Source organism: Algoriphagus litoralis, from assembly GCF_003259255.1.
GTDB lineage: Bacteria > Bacteroidota > Bacteroidia > Cytophagales > Cyclobacteriaceae > Algoriphagus > Algoriphagus litoralis.
Map to the genome: position 1 here is coordinate 96,136 of NZ_QGOL01000008.1, position 17,604 is coordinate 113,739.

A 17,604-nucleotide genomic window follows, 5' to 3' on the forward strand; every position below is an offset into this window, starting at 1 on the left:
TTAAATACCTTGAATGCTACCCTTGTCTACAGCAATACCCGGGGACATTGTGCTTGACAAATGAATACTTTTGAAATATGTACCTTTTGATGAAGTTGGTTTCAGCTTAGAGATAGTCATGATAAGTTCTTTCACATTTTCCTCAATTTGAGCTGGAGTGAAAGACACTTTTCCAATACCGGCATGGATAATTCCAAATTTGTCAACTTTAAAGTCGATCTTACCAGCTTTAACTTCCTTTACTGCTTTTGCTACATCAAGAGTAACTGTTCCTGATTTAGGATTTGGCATCAAGCCTCTAGGACCCAATACTCTACCTAACCTACCTACTTTTGCCATTACGTTAGGCATGGTGATGATCACATCGATATCAGTCCATCCGCCTTCAATTTTGGCAATGTAATCGTCCAAACCAACGTAGTCTGCACCTGCTTCAGTTGCTTCTGCTGCTTTATCGGGAGTACAAAGAACCAAAACTTTGATGTCTTTGCCTGTACCATGAGGAAGGGCTACTACGCCTCTTACCATTTGATCAGCCTTACGTGGATCAACGCCCAATCGAACGTCAACATCCACAGATGCGTCAAATTTAGTCATGGTAATTTCCTTTACCAGTGAAGAAGCTGCCTCCAGGGAGTACACTTGGCTTGCGTCGTACTTAGAAAGAGCTTCTTTTTGCTTTTTTGTTAACTTAGCCATTGTTTTTTATTTATACTTCCCAAGGGGCTTTACCAGATACTGTGATACCCATGCTTCGTGCAGTACCAGCTACCATTTTCATGGCAGACTCTACTCTGAAGGCATTCAGGTCAGGCATTTTCGTCTCAGCAATCACTTTTACCTGATCCCAGGTTACAGATCCTACTTTCTTTCTGTTTGGCTCTGCTGATCCGCCTTTCAGTTTAGCCGCTTCCAACAACAGGTTTGCTGCAGGTGGAGTTTTAACGACAAACTCAAAAGACTTATCAGAAAAAACCGTAATCAATACAGGAAGCACAGTACCCATTTTATCTTGGGTACGCGCATTGAATTGCTTACAGAACTCCATAATATTCAAACCCTTGGAACCAAGAGCAGGACCTACTGGAGGAGACGGGTTAGCCTGGCCACCTTTCACCTGTAGTTTTACATAACCAGTGATTTCCTTAGCCATTGCTTAGTCTTGTTTTTCTACTTGTATAAAATTTAATTCAACAGGAGTATTTCGGCCGAAGATCTTAACCATAACATTAAGCTTCTTCTTCTCCTCAAATATCTCCTCAATCGTACCGGTAAATCCACTGAAGGGTCCGTCCATTACTTTTACGGCCTCTCCAACTATAAATGGCGTGTCCTGCTTCTCGGCAAACTCATCAATCTCCTCAACCTTACCTAAGATACGGTTGATCTCTGACTGGCGTAATGGCTCAGGGGTTTTGGAAGCTCCCCCCTGGTTTGATCCAAGAAACCCGATAACACCCGGGATACTCGTTATTACGTGATTGGCTTCACCATTAGAAAGATCGGCGTTGACTAAAACGTACCCCGGAAAGAAATTTCTTTCACGGACCCGCTTTTTACCATTCCGCATCTCATAGACCTTCTCAGAGGGAATCAGCACTTCAGGAATAAATTCCTCGATTTTCTGTCTCTGGATTTCATTGTCCAGATAAGTCTTGGTCTTTTTTTCCTGTCCCGCTACTACTCTGAGTACGTACCACTTATGTTCAGCCATTCTGTAATGTCAATTAGAATAAATCATAAAACCATGTCATGATGTTCTCAAATCCCAAATCCACCACACCGATAAACAGTGCAAAGATGAGAGACGCTACCAACACCAATACGGCACTATTCTGAAGAAATGAGAACTTTGGCCAAGTGACCTTGTTTTTCATTTCGTCGTATGACTCTAGGACAAAGTTTTTAAGATTCATAGTCTACTTTCTTGCTGCACGGGCAGAGAGATTCGAACTCCCATCAACGGTTTTGGAGACCGCTATTCTACCATTGAACTATGCCCGTGTGAATGAACGCCCCGCAAATGGGAACGCAAAATTAGGAATAAAGTCTTTAGAAACAAATGCGATCCCAAATTAATTTGGGATCGCATAGTAACTTGAATTTATATGGAATTAGTCTAGGATTTCGGTAACCTGACCGGCACCTACTGTTCTACCACCTTCTCTAATCGCGAATCGAAGACCTTTTTCCAATGCAACTGCATTAAGAAGTGTAACTTCGATAGTCACGTTATCACCTGGCATAACCATTTCTACGTTTTCTGGAAGTTTGATCTCTCCAGTTACGTCAGTAGTTCTAAGGTAGAACTGAGGTCTGTATTTGTTAAAGAAAGGAGTGTGACGTCCACCTTCTTCTTTTGAAAGAACGTAAACTTCTGCTTTGAAGTGAGCGTGTGGCTTCACAGATCCTGGCTTACAGATAATCATACCTCTCTTGATTTGAGATTTTTCAATACCTCTAAGCAATAGACCTACGTTATCACCTGCTTCACCTCTGTCAAGAATTTTACGGAACATCTCAACACCAGTTACTGTAGACTTCAAGCCTTCAGCACCCATACCAATGATGTCAACTGGCTCACCAGAGTTGATTACACCTCTTTCGATTCTACCTGTAGCTACTGTACCACGACCAGTGATCGAGAATACGTCTTCTACAGGCATCAAGAAGTCTTTGTCAACAAGACGAGCTGGAATTGGAATGTAAGAATCAACAGCGTTCATCAACTGCATCACAGTTTCAACCCACTTCTCTTCGCCATTCAAAGCTCCAAGTGCAGAACCTGCGATCACAGGGATGTTGTCACCGTCAAAATCATAGAATGAAAGTAGTTCTCTGATTTCCATCTCCACAAGCTCAAGAAGCTCAGGATCATCAACCATATCTACTTTATTCATAAATACTACTAGCTGAGGTACACCTACCTGACGAGCCAAAAGGATGTGCTCTCTGGTCTGCGGCATAGGTCCGTCAGTAGCTGCTACTACAAGGATAGCACCGTCCATCTGGGCAGCACCAGTAACCATGTTTTTAACGTAGTCAGCGTGACCTGGACAATCCACGTGTGCGTAGTGTCTGTTCTCAGTTTGATATTCTACGTGTGAAGTATTGATTGTAATACCTCTTTCTTTCTCTTCAGGAGCGTTATCAATTGAAGAGAAATCTCTCAATTCAGAAAGACCTTTTTTTGCCAATACGGTAGTGATGGCGGCAGTCAGGGTTGTTTTGCCATGGTCTACGTGTCCAATCGTACCGATGTTAACGTGCGGCTTGGAACGGTCGAAGGTTGCTTTTGCCATGCGTGAAAATCCTCAGTTTAAGTTTAAAGATATGTTTAGATAATAATTCTCTGTAATTGAGCCAACGACGGGAATTGAACCCGTGACCCCTTCCTTACCAAGGAAGTACTCTACCCCTGAGCTACGTCGGCTTTTGCCCTTTTATCTTCCTAGGAAAATAAAGAGCGGGAGACGAGGCTCGAACCCGCGACCTGCAGCTTGGAAGGCTGCCGCTCTACCAACTGAGCTACTCCCGCTTGTAACCGGCGTGCCGGATTTTTTAAAGCCCTGCAAAATTAGAAAAAAAATTTTGCATTTAGGCAACAACGTGGGGGAAACAGGATTCGAACCTGTGAAGACATAAGTCAACGGATTTACAGTCCGTCCCAGTTGGCCGCTTTGGTATTCCCCCAACTGCGTCAAAATCATTCAGATTTAACTCCTAGCTATCTTAACGGATGGCAAAATTATAGCCTTTTATTAAAGTATCAAAGGATGCATCCTAAATTTGATAATTTTTTCAGGAGTTGTATTTCAATGTTCACAAAATCAACTCATTAATTTTTTCAGTTGAAGCTTTCCAGAAAATAATTGTAGTAGTTTTTGAGATTTTCGTCATTCTCCTTTTCCACGATGCTGACGATTTTGCTGACTACGGCCTGATCATCTGCAAATCCCAACAAAGCCAAAAATGCCCCTCTTCGTAGGTAGCTTTTTGAATTTTTCTCGAGTTGAATCAAAAGTTCAGACACCGCCTGATCTTTTCCCTCCTCAGGAAATCGGGTAAAGTACTCACTGAAATACCCGAAATAATAATACAGGCCTTCATTGGAGAGTTGGTTCAACCGATCCAAAAACCATTGACCTTTTCCATTCACTCCTTGCTGAATGTAATATTCAGCTACAGGTATGATTATCCTGTAATTTGGGTCTGTGGCATAGCGCTCAATCACTCCGGCCTCCACTGGATTTTCTGTAGCAGCTACCAATCCCATCAAAGCTGAACCTGCGACCAAATAAGAGGAATCATTGGCTAGACGGAGAAAAGCACTTTGATACTTATCCGGGTCCCAAACTCCCAAAAGATCAATGGCAGCAGCCCTAACTGAGTTTTTTGGATCCTTCTCTGCCAATCCATAGACCATATCTTCCAATCCAGGGATCTTGTCCGCCCATTCAGCACTATTTTGAAGGAAACCCAAGGCATTTTCTTTTACAGCCCAAAATGAATCGTTCAAAGCCAAGGGAATAATTTCCACTAGTTGATCGGCAGCATCTCTCGCAACCAAACTATCTAGCGCTTCATACCGGGCAATCCCCTTCTGCGATTCTTTAAACTGAAGGGCATAGTGTTCTACAGTCAGTTCCTGAGCTCTACGGGCCAGCAAATCCTTACTTTCATCCACATAAATCTGGTTGAGTGGAAATCCATTTTCCAGCGCAAACTGCTGAAAAGCCTTAGTCAGTTTTATGGTTTTCGTTTTCCGGACTCCATTTTCATACCAGCTCACTTCGATAGGAAGCTGGAATAAAGGGGAATTTTCCAGATTCTGAACTTGATAGGCCGAGACGAGAATATTCTCTGGCTGAGAATAATCCACGTCAAAATAAAGCTCCGGATGGCCTTTATCTAGAAACCATTGGTTGAAAAACCAATTCAAATCCTCTCCACTCACCTCTTCAAAGGCTTGTCTCAGATCATGAACCTCCACAGACTGTAGGGCATGATCAGTCAGGTATTTGTTCAGACCTTGGAAAAAAGCCTCGTCTCCAAGGTGTTTTCGCAGCATATGCAAAATAACACCACCTTTGTTGTAACTATGGGAATCAAACATGTCCTCCGAATCGCTGTAATCAAATCGGATCAAATCAACTTGCTTGGTCTCAGATTCTGCAAAATACCCTTCCATTTCCGTCACCAACTTCAGGTCTGCTTCATCTTGTCCATAGTGATGCTCATTCCATAAGTATTCGCTGTAATTGGCAAAGGCTTCATTCAATGTCAAATTGGCCCAGGATTCCGCTGTGACGTAATCCCCAAACCACTGGTGGAAAAGCTCATGCGCAATAATGTAATCCCATTCGGAGTCGATCGCTTCCCGTTCGTTCAAGCGTAACTCTTCCATAAATATCGATGCAGTGGTATTTTCCATTGCACCTGACACAAAATCACGCACCACGATCTGATCATACTTAGGCCATGGAAAGTCTACTCCGAGCTTTTTCTCAAAGAACCCAATCATTTCAGGCGTATTTTCAAACACTTTTGCGGCCCCTTTTGCAAAGCCTTTTTCAACGTAATATCCAAGCGGAATATCACCCAACTTTGCTTCTACCTTATCAAATTCCCCGATGGCGAAAGCTGCCAAGTAAGGGGCATGGGGTAATTTCATTTCCCAATGATCGATTCTGAGGCCATTCTCCAGCTTTTCCTGATGGATTAATTCCCCATTGCCGATTGACACCATCGTGTCAGGGACGGTCAGTTTGAAAAGTTGAGTAAACCGCTCGTTGGGTTTGTCAATCGTAGGAAACCATTTGCTATTATGCTCGGTCTCGCCTTGCGTCCAGATCATGCTTGGCTTTCCTGGAATCTTGTCCAATGGATCGATAAAGTACAAGCCTTTGTTGTCGGTAATCGCTTCACTGCCGGATCCGGAGTTACGTTCCGGGAAGGCCGTGTAGTTTATTTCCACCTCGATGGTGTCCTTAGAATTGACTACCTCTGGGAGGTAAATTCGAAGTTGCTTTTCATCGTAGCGGTAGTTTAATTTTTGTTGGCTTGCTTCTTTCCACAATAAAACAGCCCCTACTTCAAAGTCTTTGGCGTCAAGGACTACTTCCTTTTGAGGATAGAAATAGGGCGTCAACTTCAATTTAGCCTTTCCAGTTACGGTTTGCTTGGACCAGTCAAAAGACAAATCCAATTCAGTATGAATCAAGTCAAATTCTCTTTTCGCACTGGGTTGGTAGCTTTCCAGCTTGGACTCTTTTTCCTTGATGAGTTTCAAAATTTTGAGCGTGTCCAAATCTGTTGGAGAGGAAGACTCACTTTGAATACTATCTAGTGCCGTTGTCTGTAGGGTTGATTTTTCGGATTTGCAGGAAAAGACAAAAAAAAGAGTCACCACACAGCTCCAAGTCAAACTCCTATTCAAAATTTTCTTTGGCTTCGATTGCATTTGTTTCATATTTGGGAAAATCTAAACGAGGGCAATTCCCCGTCAGGTGTATTTTCACTTCCAAATAAGCAGGAATGTTTTCAGTAATTCTCCAAAATACCGTTCAAGCGGTCGAAAAAACTACCGATTCGATTGCTGTCAATCAGAAACAAATCCAATGGGATCTCAAGTGGATGGGTGATCGGAAGGTTCATCTCATCAAAGGTGCTGAGTCAATGGAAGCCGAAATGCTGTCATTTGATAAGGAGTCAAAAACCATTCAGATCCGCTTGGGCCACAAAACGGCCACACTTCAGGTCAAAGATCGATTTGATCTTCTCCTAGAAAAAATGGGCATGAATGCAGGCGGATCGGGAGCATTGAAAAATATCAAAGCGCCCATGCCCGGATTGATTCTGGACCTGAAGGTAAAGCCCGGTGATGAAGTCAAAAAAGGAGATGTGGTACTGATCTTGGAAGCCATGAAGATGGAAAATATCATCAAATCTCCCGGAGAAGGAGTGGTAAAGGAAGTAAAAGTATCCTTGAAGCAAAGTGTGGAAAAAAATCAGGTCTTGATCCAATTTTGAGTATGGCACTGCCATTTTTGGATTTGGCCCTTTCATTGTGCCATGAAGAAATTATATTTGCCGGATTGTTTGGGCTTTTCGGGGTCGATTCAATCTCAATTTGACAGCTAAATCCAAATCAAGTTTCGGATTTTTTCCAAAAAAAACTTTAGAAATCAACCTTCTCAATTGCAATGTAATGCCCATGAGAAATGATTTTCGCAACTGTGGATGTTTATATAGGGCATTCCATTTGACAACTAAAAAACAATTTATAAACAAATGAAATACAAGCGCATTCTACTCAAACTCAGTGGAGAAGCCCTCATGGGCGACAAAAACTACGGTATCGATCCTTCCCGTCTTCAGCAGTACGCTGATGAAATCAAAAAAGTGAAGGATATGGGAGTAGAGATAGCGATTGTCATCGGAGGCGGAAATATTTTTCGCGGGGTTCAGGCTGAAAAATCCGGCATCGACCGGGTTCAAGGCGACTACATGGGGATGTTGGCCACGCTGATCAATGCGATGGCTTTGCAAAGTGCGCTGGAGCAAAACGGGATGTTTACCCGACTCATGTCTGGTATCAAAATCGAAAGTGTCTGCGAACCCTTCATCCGACGCAGAGCGATTAGACACTTGGAAAAAGGCAGAATTGTTATTTTTGGAGCAGGAATTGGCAATCCATACTTTACCACTGATTCCACGGCTGCACTTCGCGCCATTGAAATCGAGGGAGATGTGGTATTGAAAGGAACTCGGGTGGATGGGGTGTACACTGCCGATCCTGAAAAGGACTCTACTGCCACAAAATACGAACAGATCACTTTCAGCGAGGTCTATGAAAAAAACCTCAACGTCATGGATATGACTGCTTTCACACTTTGCCAGGAAAATAACCTGCCTATCATCGTCTTTGACATGAATAAGGCCGGCAACCTGAGCAAACTCGTACTTGGAGAACAAATTGGAACATTGATCACTGATAAATCCTGAATAAAATCATGGAAGAAATCGAGCTATTCTTAGATGAAGCAAAAGAATTGATGCAAAAAGCGGTAGACCACACCGCAGCTGAATTGCTTAAAATCCGAGCAGGCAAAGCTATGCCAACTATGCTCGATGGTGTGATGGTCATGTACTATGGATCACCTACCCCAATCAACCAGGTATCCTCTGTGACTACTCCAGATGCGAGAACCTTGGCGATCAAGCCTTTTGAGCGCAACTTGATCTCGGAGATCGAAAAGGGAATCATCAACTCGGATCTTGGACTTGCTCCACAAAACAACGGAGAAACCATCATGCTGACGATCCCTGCCCTCACCGAAGAGCGAAGAATCAATCTGGTGAAGCAATCCAAGCAGGAATGCGAATCAGGGAAAATCTCTATTCGAAGCGTCAGAAAAGAGACGAATGAATCACTTCGAAAGCTTCAAAAAGACGGAGCTCCGGAAGACGCCATCAAGCGTGCTGAAGATCAGGTACAGAAATTAACCGATCAGTATTCTGCCAAACTGGATGAACTTCTGGTGAAAAAAGAAGCAGATATTATGAAGGTCTGATTTAATAAAACCGAACAAAAAAGCCTGGCAAATCAAATTTTGCCAGGCTTTTTTGTGTTTCAACCTTATGGAAAGTGTGTTTAAAAGAAGCAAACAAACTCCCGAAAATTATCCTTGGATATAATTTGAAAATCAGGATTATAGGCCTCAGCGAAAGCACTTGGGATTTTAACTTTAGCATTTGCATTCCATTTAAATTCAAAAGCGGAAATTTTCCCATCTCCCTCTTCTAAATAGTCGATTTCCTGCTGTTGCTTTGTTCTCCAAAAATAAGTGTTACAATACTTTCTGTGATAATGGTTTCGCTTAAGCCGCTCAGTTACTAGGAAATTCTCCCACAATGCTCCGACATCATTTCGCAATTCAAGGGGATTAAAATTTTGGATGATTGCATTCCGAATACCATTATCATAGAAATAAATTTTTCGGTTGGTTTTTATTTCATTTCTAAGGTTTCGGCTAAATGAGGTGAGCGGATACACGATGCATGAAAGCTCCAATAGGTGTATGTAGTTCGAAACGGTGTTTTTATCCACTCCTGTCAATTGACCGATTTCATTGTAACTCACCTCACTTCCAACCTGAAAAGCCAAAGCTTGAAGTATTTTTTCCAAAACTTCAGGTTTCTTAATATTTGCAAAGGAGAGAATATCCTTGAAAAGGTAGCTTTGAGTGATTTCATTCAGAACTCCTCGCTCCTCCCCACGCTGATTGATAACATCGGGATAAAAGCCAAAAATCAGACGGGTTTCCAGATCTCGAATAGCATCCAAATACCCTTCAGACTGTTCATATTCCTCATAAGATATGGGATATAAAAAATATTCAAACTTCCTTCCAGTCAGAGGTTCATTGGTTTGATTTCGAAGTTCAAAAGCTGAAGAACCGCTAAGGATCAACTGGACCTTAGGAAATTGATCGTGAATAATTTTTGCTGTAATTCCGATATTCTCTATTCGCTGAGCTTCGTCAATGAAAACAATGGCTGAGGTACCTATCAGTGTCTCAATTTGTTTTGTATTGGGATTAGTCAACTGCTGCCTTACCAGCGGATCGTCTCCGTCAAGAAATAAAAAATCCCGCTCCTGTAGGATTTCTCGAATAAGGGTAGTTTTACCAACTTGTCTCGCTCCGATAAGTATGATAGTCTTACCTCTGAATAATTGATCTGTGATCCTTTTTTTTAAGATTCTTTCAATCATCTCTTTTTATCATTCACCAAAAGTAATGCTTTTTAGTGAATGAATTCACCGAAAGCAATGCTTTTTGGTGAATTGGTCGAATTATGGCCTCGGCAAAGAAATTTTAACCTTGGCACTAGGCCTTAATCCTCAAAACTTACATTGATAAAGGTCGCCACTCCAAACAAGGGACCGCTTCTTAGGTATTTGCCATTTTCGAAAGCCACTCCCAACTCCAGTCTGAAAATCCGGAACAGGTTATCCAAAGAATAGCCAATCTCGGTGTAGTGTGGAGAGTTTTCGGTTTTTAGATAATTGACAAAGATGTTTTCCCGAACACCTGAAAACCGCAACATGGGAAGTTGGGTCAACAAGAACTTCCTGAATTGGTAATGCGCAATCCCTGAAATAAAGTTAGAGTTGGTGCTGTACTTGTAGTAGTCCATAAAGCGGTAATTGGACGCAGGACCCAAATTGGAGAATATGGTTCGGTTGCCTCCAAAATGCTTGAAATCCTGAAAATATACCCGATCATTGTTCAGAAATGTTCCCGCATTGACATTAAAGTCAAGTTTGCCGCTGACCCCAAACTTGAAATCATGCTTTACCCCAACTTCCAATAGATCATACTTTGCCCCATTAGCAGAAGTCACCAATTCAGGAAATGCCTTCTGAAAGGTGAACGTAATCAATGGAGAGCGCTCAAAATTGGGGGATTTTCTGCCATTCCGGATGGAGTAGGTCAAGCCAGGCCTCCATTCTATCGAAGCATTGAGTTTTGCGATTTGGTGGTTTTGAAATGCTACATCACCGGCCTCGACATTCTCTGGCCTGTTTGATGTATACTCCCGTTCAGGCTTGTTATAAAAGGAGTAATCGGAATTATTAAACAATTCTCTTCGCTCCGCCCATCCAAAGGATAATCGATAGGTAAATCCATAATTCACCCGGTGAGCCAAATAGGCTCTGGCAAAATCCTGCTCGTACAATTTCATGTAATTCCTTCTCACCAATAGCGAGTATGCCGCATTAACTTGCTCTTGGATGGGGTTTTCGGGATTAAACTGGAAAATGTACCTTCCTCCGTCTATTCCCCAAGTCTTTCCAGAGGTAGTCTTAGTATCTGACCATCGAAAATCGACTTTCCCGTAAAATCTGTCACTGGAGAATCCATACCTAAGTTCCGGCTCGATATTAAAGCTTTTCCTTCTTACAATATTCACACTGTCAGCGTCTTTGACTTCGGAATACTTTCTGTAATACATACCTAATCCCACTTTCCAGCCTTCCACCGTATTGAAGGAAAGCTTGGTCCAATTGGTCCGAAAACCCATCGACACTCCATTTCCGAAGCTGTATCTGGATCCATTCATGAAATCTAAAGGTTTATACTTGCTTCGCGCTTTTTTGGCGACCGAGTCCACGTCGCTCATTTTAGCTGTCTCTACGGTCGCCAAACTATCGTCCCGCTTGTAGCCTTCGATTTCTTTTGGAGTCAGCGGAACTGGCCGAATACTGTCCCAATAGGCCAAGTCTCTTTTTTTCGCAAGAGAGTCCACACTGTAATTTCGCTCGGAGACGACAATCTCCTTTTCCTCGGCCTGCTGGGCTTTCAGTGATTCTTTTTCATATTCATTGAGGAGTTTGCGGTACTCTTTGCGGGATTTGGGTTCCTCACTGGCCAATTGCTCGAGAGCGGATATGGACTTATCAAACTTCTTCAAATCTTCCGGCAATTCCTGCACCTTTTCATCTACAATCTCCGGCACAGCGATCAAGTCCGGATTGAGTTTTACTTCGTATTCCCGGGTGGAAGCGAGGTACTTGAATTCACCTTCGAAGCCAAAAATCTTTCCTCCAAATGTATAGGTATGGGTGAGCGGCATCCAGACATTGTCAGCCACAGGCGCATATTGCTGCTTGGCGCCGATCTGAAATCCCAAAAGCGAAGTCTTTAAATCAAGGCTGTGTATTGCCCACAGGTCCTCAATGATGTAAATGTAGCCTTCAAAAACCCGCTCCCCTCTGGATCTCGGGGTAACTTTGATTTTGCTGACCATCACCTCTTGGTCAAAAAAGCTACCCTCGTACTTAAATTGGTAATAATTGAACGCATACCGGGAAAGCGGGGAGACAATCTCATTGATCTGATCTTGGTAAAAGGAAGTTTGGATATAGGGTGCAGGTGATGTTCCCTGATTATCTCCATTGGTACGGATGGAAATTACTTTTTCTTCTACCTTATCCGGAAGGGTAAAAGTGATCCGGGATACGGACTCTGAAGTATAGGCCTCATTGAGCTTTAGACCTTCCTTCTCCAAAGTCTTTTTCATAAAAAACGGAGCATCGGTCAATTGCCCTGTCCCTTTGAGGTATACGGTCATGGAATACTCCTGCAGTTGAAGCCGGTGGTATTTTGCCTTGGAAATGGCCTTTCGCATGATGGTCAGCGCCGGATCTTCTGCACCTGCCCGGACTTCAACCTCGCTTAGGTTATAGACCTGCGACTCTAGGGTGAAATTCATCTCTACCCAGTCCTCACGGACCTCTACCGTTTCGAGCACAGATTTGTATCCTAGAAATTGGACAATGACATCGTAAAACCCGGGCTTCAGCCGAAATTCATAGAGGCCATTTTCATTGGTTGGCACTCCATCCTCGAGATTTCGGATATAGACTGAAGCATAGGCGAGAGGTTCACCTTCTTTGGTGGTTACCTTCCCCTTTATACCCTGAGCATAGGTTTGATTCTGAAAAAAGATAAATAAGGTACATGCAAGAAGAATCGATCGTGTAAAAGTTGGTTTCATAAAAGTCGGTTTTGCCTTCGTTAAATATAGAGATGCAAAAATTAACGGAGAGGTTGTATGGGCAGTTTTAAGATGTTTTAGGATCGCAGGAAAAGATGGATTAGCGAAGAGAATGGAATAGAAAATTCTCAGGCCCAAGCCAAACCGTAAAATCCTACCCATGCCCTAGTGAATAAATTAATCTGACTAGTGTCCTTACTTCTTTAAAATTTTTAAAAATGTTGAAATTGAGCTGTAAACAAAGATTTACCAATTCATCTCAATTTTCATTTTTTTAATAAAAATTGAATTTTTTAAGTATCACCAAACGGAAAACGTTTTCCATTAAATCCTTTGAAACAAAACGAATAATTCATTGTGAATTTAACAAATAATACATTGTTCTGTTGAAAATAGATTTCAGCAACTCAGAATAGGGGTTTTGTTAATTATTGCAAAATCAAAATTTAGGATTCACCTTAGATTCGAAATACAAGTACTCATACCTATTTCGATTTTTAAAAAACAAAAAACCCTATGAGAAATTATTTACCAAAACTCAAGACATTGATGCTTGCGTTTGCACTGACACTAGGTGCAACGCTAGCAGCCAATGCCCAAAGTCGCTCCATCTCTGGTACAGTTATGGACGCTGCTTATGGAGACCCTGTTCCTGGTGCCACAGTGATCGTCAAAGGCACTACCCGTGGTACAGCCACGGATTTGGACGGAAAATTCACCCTTCCGCTACAGGCAGACGATCAGGTACTCGTGATTTCCTTTGTCGGCTATATGACTCAGGAAGTAGAGATCGGTAACCAGACCAACATCACTGTAAATCTTGAAGAGGATATCCAAAGCCTTGAAGAAGCAGTCGTAATCGGTTATGGTTCCCAGGATAAGAAAGAAATCACTTCTGCCGTAGTAGGTGTCAAGCCGGAAGACTTCAACCGGGGTAACGTATCCAACCCGGCACAATTGCTTCAAGGTAAGGTGGCAGGTCTGTCTATCACCCGTCCGGGAGGTAACCCAAACAATGCATTCCAGGTAAGACTTAGAGGTCTTTCAACTTTCGGTGCCAACTCTTCCCCATTGATAGTATTGGATGGTGTAATTGGTGCTTCGCTTGAAAACGTCGATCCAAATGATATCCAGTCAATTGACGTTTTGAAGGATGGATCAGCTGCTGCTATCTACGGTGCTAGAGGTTCTTCTGGTGTAATTTTGATTACCACCACCAGACAGGGGAAAAAAGAAGGAACTACCAATGTGACCATCAATTCATTTGCTACGGTAGATCAAGCAACCAATTTGATTCCTATTCTTTCTGCCGAGGAGTTTGTGGCAAGAGGGGGTACGGATTTCGGAAGCAACACCGATTGGAGAAATGAGCTGATCGACGATGCGATTTCTTACACTACCAACGCAAGTGTTTCCGGAAGTTTCGGTAACTCTAGCTATATGGCTTCTGTCAACTACAGAGATAACAACGGGATTGTAAACGGTGTGGGTAATGAAAGACTAAACACCAGATTGAACCTTTCTCAGGGTGCTTTGGACAACAAATTGAGATTCAATATTAACCTAAGCTTTACCAATACCTCGCGAGAATCAATTAACGATGCTGCATTTAGATATGCTACGATTTACAATCCTACGGCTCCTGTTTTTGAAAACACTGAAGCAGCTCAGGACAGATTCGGAGGTTATTTCCAGCGAGATCTTTTTGACTTCTACAATCCAGTAGCACTTGCTAATCAGCAAAAGTTTGTTGGTGAAGTTAAAACTGCCCTAACTTCTTACAGAGTAGAATATGACATTCTTCCAAACCTTACTATTACCGGACAGTATTCTCAGGACAGAAGAAATGAACTTGAAGGTAACTTCTGGTCATTGCAGGATTTCCAAGTAGGTCTAGGTGCAACTGGTTCTGCTCAACGGATTACAAGAGACCGATCTCAACGAATCTTCGAATCTACTTTAAGATACGAAACTGATCTTTCTGATAAATTGAACATGACACTCCTAGGCGGTGTGGGCCTTCAGTTCACTACCAACCAAGGATTTAATGCTAGAGTTAGACAATATCTGTTTGACTTGGGATGGAATAACTTAGGAGCTGGAGCAATCAGAGTCGGAAATAACACCGAAGTTTCTTCTTACGCTAATGAAGATCAACTCAACTCCGTATTCGGAAGAGCAAACTTCAACTGGGACAATATGATCTTCCTTTCTGCTTCAGTAAGAGCGGAAACTTACTCAGGATTCGGACCAAACAACCAAACTGGTGTTTTCCCTGCATTCTCTTTGGGATCTGATTTCACTCAAATTTTTGACATGGGAGTTTTCTCTCAGTTCAAGCCTAGAGTTTCATTCGGTATCACCGGTAACCTTCCTCCATCTCCAACCTTGGCTTTGGGTGTATTTGGCAACGGTAACAGAATCGACTTGGATGGCGATCCATTGACACAAAACGATATTTTCGTGGGGATCAACCAATTTTCAAATCCAAACCAAGACTTAAAATGGGAAACTAAAGAAGAATTGAACTTTGGTATCGACTTTGGAATGTTCAACAACAAAGTGACAGGTAGTGTAGATTACTACACCAGAAATATCTCTGATCTATTGTTCAACGTACCGGTGGCTACTGGTGCACCTAACCCATTCGATCCGGGAAGATTCAACACCGCAGGTTCTACTTGGGTGAACTTGGCAGACCTTAGAGCAGCTGGATTTGAATTCGCGGTAAGTGTGAATCAAATCGGAAAAGGCGCCCTAAAGTGGACTCCTACTTTGAACTTCACAATCTATGACAAGACTACTATCGAAAGTTTATCCGCTGGGGAGCTTGGTTTTGAAGAATTGCGATTTGCGACTCCAGGTTCTCCTGGACAAAACAACAACCCAATCATCTACAACAGAGTAGGTCAGACATTGGGTGACATCTATGGACCAAGACTGAATGGATTGACAGAAAACGGAGAGTATATTCTTTCTACTACCGATCCAAATCAATTTGAAAAATTGGGTAACGGTCTCCCTAAAGGTGAGTTTGGCTTCACCAACAGCTTCTCCTATGGACAGTGGAGCTTGAACTTCTTCCTCAGAGGTGCATGGGGACATGATCTGTACAACTCTTACAGAGGTTTCTATGAAAACGCTGACCCTGCTTCCAACACCTGGAACTCTGTAGTGACAGACAAGACTCCTACCAATCCATTGGTAATCTCTACTCCTACATTCAATAGCTCTGTAGTAGAAGATGCTTCATTTATCCGTTTGGACAACGCTGAGATTGGATACAATGTAAAAACCAATTCTCCAAATTTGAGTTCTTTGAGAGTGTACTTCGCTGCACAGAACTTATTCACAATTACCAATTACACCGGTGTTGATCCGGAAGTAAGAACAAATGACTCTGAGAACAATGATGCATTTACATCTGCTCTTTCTCCGGGTATTGAGCGTAGAAATACCTACTTCCAGACTCGTTCATTCACATTGGGTGTAACAGTTAACTTTAAATAACCAATCAAATTCTACAGATATGTTAAAATCTATAAGTAAAATCTGTTTGATGCTCCCATTGGTTTATGCCTTGGGCGCATGTCAGGAGCTTGAGCAAGAGGTGTTGGATGGTGTGACTGCGGATGATATTGCAAACAGCAACAATCCGAATTTGATTAATGTCCTCAAAGCTTCCGCTTATTCAAGAATCGTAGGTTCTTGGGGAGGTCACAATAGCATCTGGTCCATCTATGAAATATCTTCTGACGAAATGGCCATTCCTCAAAAAGGAGCTGACTGGGAAGATGGTGGACTTTGGCTAAGAATGCACAGACATACTTGGCAGCCATCTGATGAAGCCTTCAACAACTCTTGGAACTATTGCTACACCGCAATCGGTGAAATCAACAACTTGTTGATTCAATATCCGGATGTTGAGGCCTTGAATGCAGAGCTTAAAGTATTGAGAGCTCTAGTTTACCTCTGGTTGATTGATTCGTTCGGTAACGTGCCTATCATCGAAGAAACTTCTACAGGTGGTAACCCAACAAACAACTCCCGTGCTGAAGTATTTGCATTCATCGAAAGCTCAATCAAAGAAAACATTGACCTTTTGCCAAAATCAAATACCAAAACTACTGTCAACTATTATTCTGCTCAGGCAATGTTGGCTAAGTTGTATTTGAATGCTGAAATCTACACTGGCACTGCCAAGTGGGCTGAAGCTGAAGCTGCTGCCAATGAAGTGATCAACAGTGGTGTGTTCTCCCTGTCTTCTAATTTCTTCACCAATTTCTCCGAAAGAAATAACGGATCCACTGAGAATATTCTGACGCTTCCTTATGATCAAAACAATGCGGGAGGCTTTAACCTTCCTCAGATGACTTTGCATTATTTGAGCCAGAACACTTACAACTTGCAGGAGCAACCTTGGAATGGCTATGCCTCTTTGGAAGAGTTCTACAACAACTTTGATGACGCTGACGTCCGCAAGAACTCATTCCTAGTAGGTCCTCAATTCGCTTCTGACGGAAGCAGACTGAACGATATCTCTGCTGAAGCAGGTGATCCGGATGGTCAACCTTTGACGTTCACACCAGAAATCAACATGCTTGCTCCTAATGCATTAAGACAGGCGGGAGTTAGAGTGGGTAAATTTGAATTCGCTTCTGGTGCTGCGTCTAGCTTGAACAATGATTATCCATTGATTCGTCTTGGTGATATCATTCTGATCAAAGCTGAGGCTGCTTTCCGTCAAGGAAAAAATGCAGAAGCTTTGGCTGCTATCAACCAGATTAGAACCAGAGCAGGTATGCCTGCCTACACTTCCCTTACTTTGGATATCATCTTCGAAGAAAGAGGGTTCGAAATGTTTGCTGAAGCAAGCAGAAGAACTGATATGATCCGCTTCGGGAAGTGGAACCAGCCATGGTGGGAAAAAGGACAATCTGAGCCATTCAGAGCCCTGTTCCCTATTCCACAGCAAGCGATCAACGCAAACCCAAGTTTGGTACAAAACCCGGGTTATTAATCAAATCTGAGTTAACT

At 42.5% G+C, this 17,604-nt stretch carries 13 protein-coding genes and 4 tRNA genes; 5 read left to right on the plus strand and 12 right to left on the minus strand.

What is annotated here, in order from left to right; translation table 11 throughout:
• The 10 genes from rplA to DK188_RS10195 form a co-directional block, all read right to left on the minus strand.
• Nucleotides 1-699 carry a 50S ribosomal protein L1 gene (rplA, locus tag DK188_RS10150; protein WP_111670713.1) on the minus strand — a complete coding sequence of 233 codons (699 nt, stop codon included), beginning with the start codon at nucleotides 697-699 and terminating at the stop codon, nucleotides 1-3.
• A 10-nt stretch (nucleotides 700-709) separates the two neighbouring features.
• Complete coding sequence (gene rplK / locus DK188_RS10155) at nucleotides 710-1,153, minus strand: 50S ribosomal protein L11 (RefSeq protein WP_111670714.1); 444 nt, start codon at nucleotides 1,151-1,153, stop codon at nucleotides 710-712.
• Between the two features lie 3 nt (nucleotides 1,154-1,156).
• Nucleotides 1,157-1,714: a transcription termination/antitermination protein NusG gene (nusG, locus tag DK188_RS10160; protein ID WP_111670715.1), complete on the minus strand. Its 558-nt coding sequence runs from the start codon at nucleotides 1,712-1,714 to the stop codon at nucleotides 1,157-1,159.
• 13 nt (nucleotides 1,715-1,727) lie between these two features.
• The gene (gene secE, locus DK188_RS10165; protein ID WP_026966270.1) at nucleotides 1,728-1,916 is read right to left on the minus strand and encodes a preprotein translocase subunit SecE; all 189 of its coding nucleotides are present in this window, start codon (nucleotides 1,914-1,916) and stop codon (nucleotides 1,728-1,730) included.
• Between the two features lie 17 nt (nucleotides 1,917-1,933).
• Nucleotides 1,934-2,004: transfer RNA gene (locus DK188_RS10170), tRNA-Trp, on the minus strand.
• A gap of 110 nt (nucleotides 2,005-2,114) precedes the next feature.
• The gene (tuf, locus tag DK188_RS10175) at nucleotides 2,115-3,302 is read right to left on the minus strand and encodes an elongation factor Tu (RefSeq protein ID WP_111670716.1); all 1,188 of its coding nucleotides are present in this window, start codon (nucleotides 3,300-3,302) and stop codon (nucleotides 2,115-2,117) included.
• Nucleotides 3,303-3,361: 59 nt separating this feature from the next.
• Nucleotides 3,362-3,433 (minus strand) — tRNA-Thr (locus DK188_RS10180).
• A gap of 32 nt (nucleotides 3,434-3,465) precedes the next feature.
• Nucleotides 3,466-3,538, minus strand: a tRNA-Gly gene (locus tag DK188_RS10185).
• 72 nt (nucleotides 3,539-3,610) lie between these two features.
• Nucleotides 3,611-3,693 (minus strand) — tRNA-Tyr (locus tag DK188_RS10190).
• Between the two features lie 154 nt (nucleotides 3,694-3,847).
• A complete protein-coding gene (locus DK188_RS10195; RefSeq protein ID WP_111670957.1) occupies nucleotides 3,848-6,463 on the minus strand; it encodes a M1 family metallopeptidase in 2,616 nt (871 codons plus the stop codon).
• Nucleotides 6,464-6,537: 74 nt separating this feature from the next.
• Between DK188_RS10195 and DK188_RS10200 the strand changes: the two genes are divergently transcribed.
• The 3 genes from DK188_RS10200 (at nucleotide 6,538) to frr (ending at nucleotide 8,576) form a co-directional block, all read left to right on the plus strand.
• A complete protein-coding gene (locus tag DK188_RS10200; protein ID WP_111670717.1) occupies nucleotides 6,538-7,032 on the plus strand; it encodes an acetyl-CoA carboxylase biotin carboxyl carrier protein subunit in 495 nt (164 codons plus the stop codon).
• A gap of 261 nt (nucleotides 7,033-7,293) precedes the next feature.
• Nucleotides 7,294-8,007, plus strand: a complete 714-nt coding sequence (pyrH, locus tag DK188_RS10205) for a UMP kinase (RefSeq protein ID WP_111670718.1) — start codon at nucleotides 7,294-7,296, stop codon at nucleotides 8,005-8,007.
• An 8-nt stretch (nucleotides 8,008-8,015) separates the two neighbouring features.
• Nucleotides 8,016-8,576, plus strand: a complete 561-nt coding sequence (gene frr, locus DK188_RS10210; protein WP_111670719.1) for a ribosome recycling factor — start codon at nucleotides 8,016-8,018, stop codon at nucleotides 8,574-8,576.
• A gap of 80 nt (nucleotides 8,577-8,656) precedes the next feature.
• On the opposite strand, the gene DK188_RS10215 is transcribed toward frr, so the two are convergent.
• The gene (locus tag DK188_RS10215; protein ID WP_111670720.1) at nucleotides 8,657-9,778 is read right to left on the minus strand and encodes an ATP-binding protein; all 1,122 of its coding nucleotides are present in this window, start codon (nucleotides 9,776-9,778) and stop codon (nucleotides 8,657-8,659) included.
• Between the two features lie 122 nt (nucleotides 9,779-9,900).
• Nucleotides 9,901-12,567: a DUF5686 and carboxypeptidase regulatory-like domain-containing protein gene (locus DK188_RS10220; RefSeq protein ID WP_111670721.1), complete on the minus strand. Its 2,667-nt coding sequence runs from the start codon at nucleotides 12,565-12,567 to the stop codon at nucleotides 9,901-9,903.
• A gap of 516 nt (nucleotides 12,568-13,083) precedes the next feature.
• On the opposite strand from DK188_RS10220, the gene DK188_RS10225 reads away from it, so the two are divergent.
• On the plus strand, nucleotides 13,084-16,077 hold the full coding sequence (locus tag DK188_RS10225; protein WP_111670722.1) for a SusC/RagA family TonB-linked outer membrane protein: 2,994 nt from the start codon (nucleotides 13,084-13,086) through the stop codon (nucleotides 16,075-16,077).
• Between the two features lie 19 nt (nucleotides 16,078-16,096).
• Nucleotides 16,097-17,587, plus strand: a complete 1,491-nt coding sequence (locus DK188_RS10230; protein ID WP_111670723.1) for a RagB/SusD family nutrient uptake outer membrane protein — start codon at nucleotides 16,097-16,099, stop codon at nucleotides 17,585-17,587.
• Nucleotides 17,588-17,604: the final 17 nt, after the last annotated feature.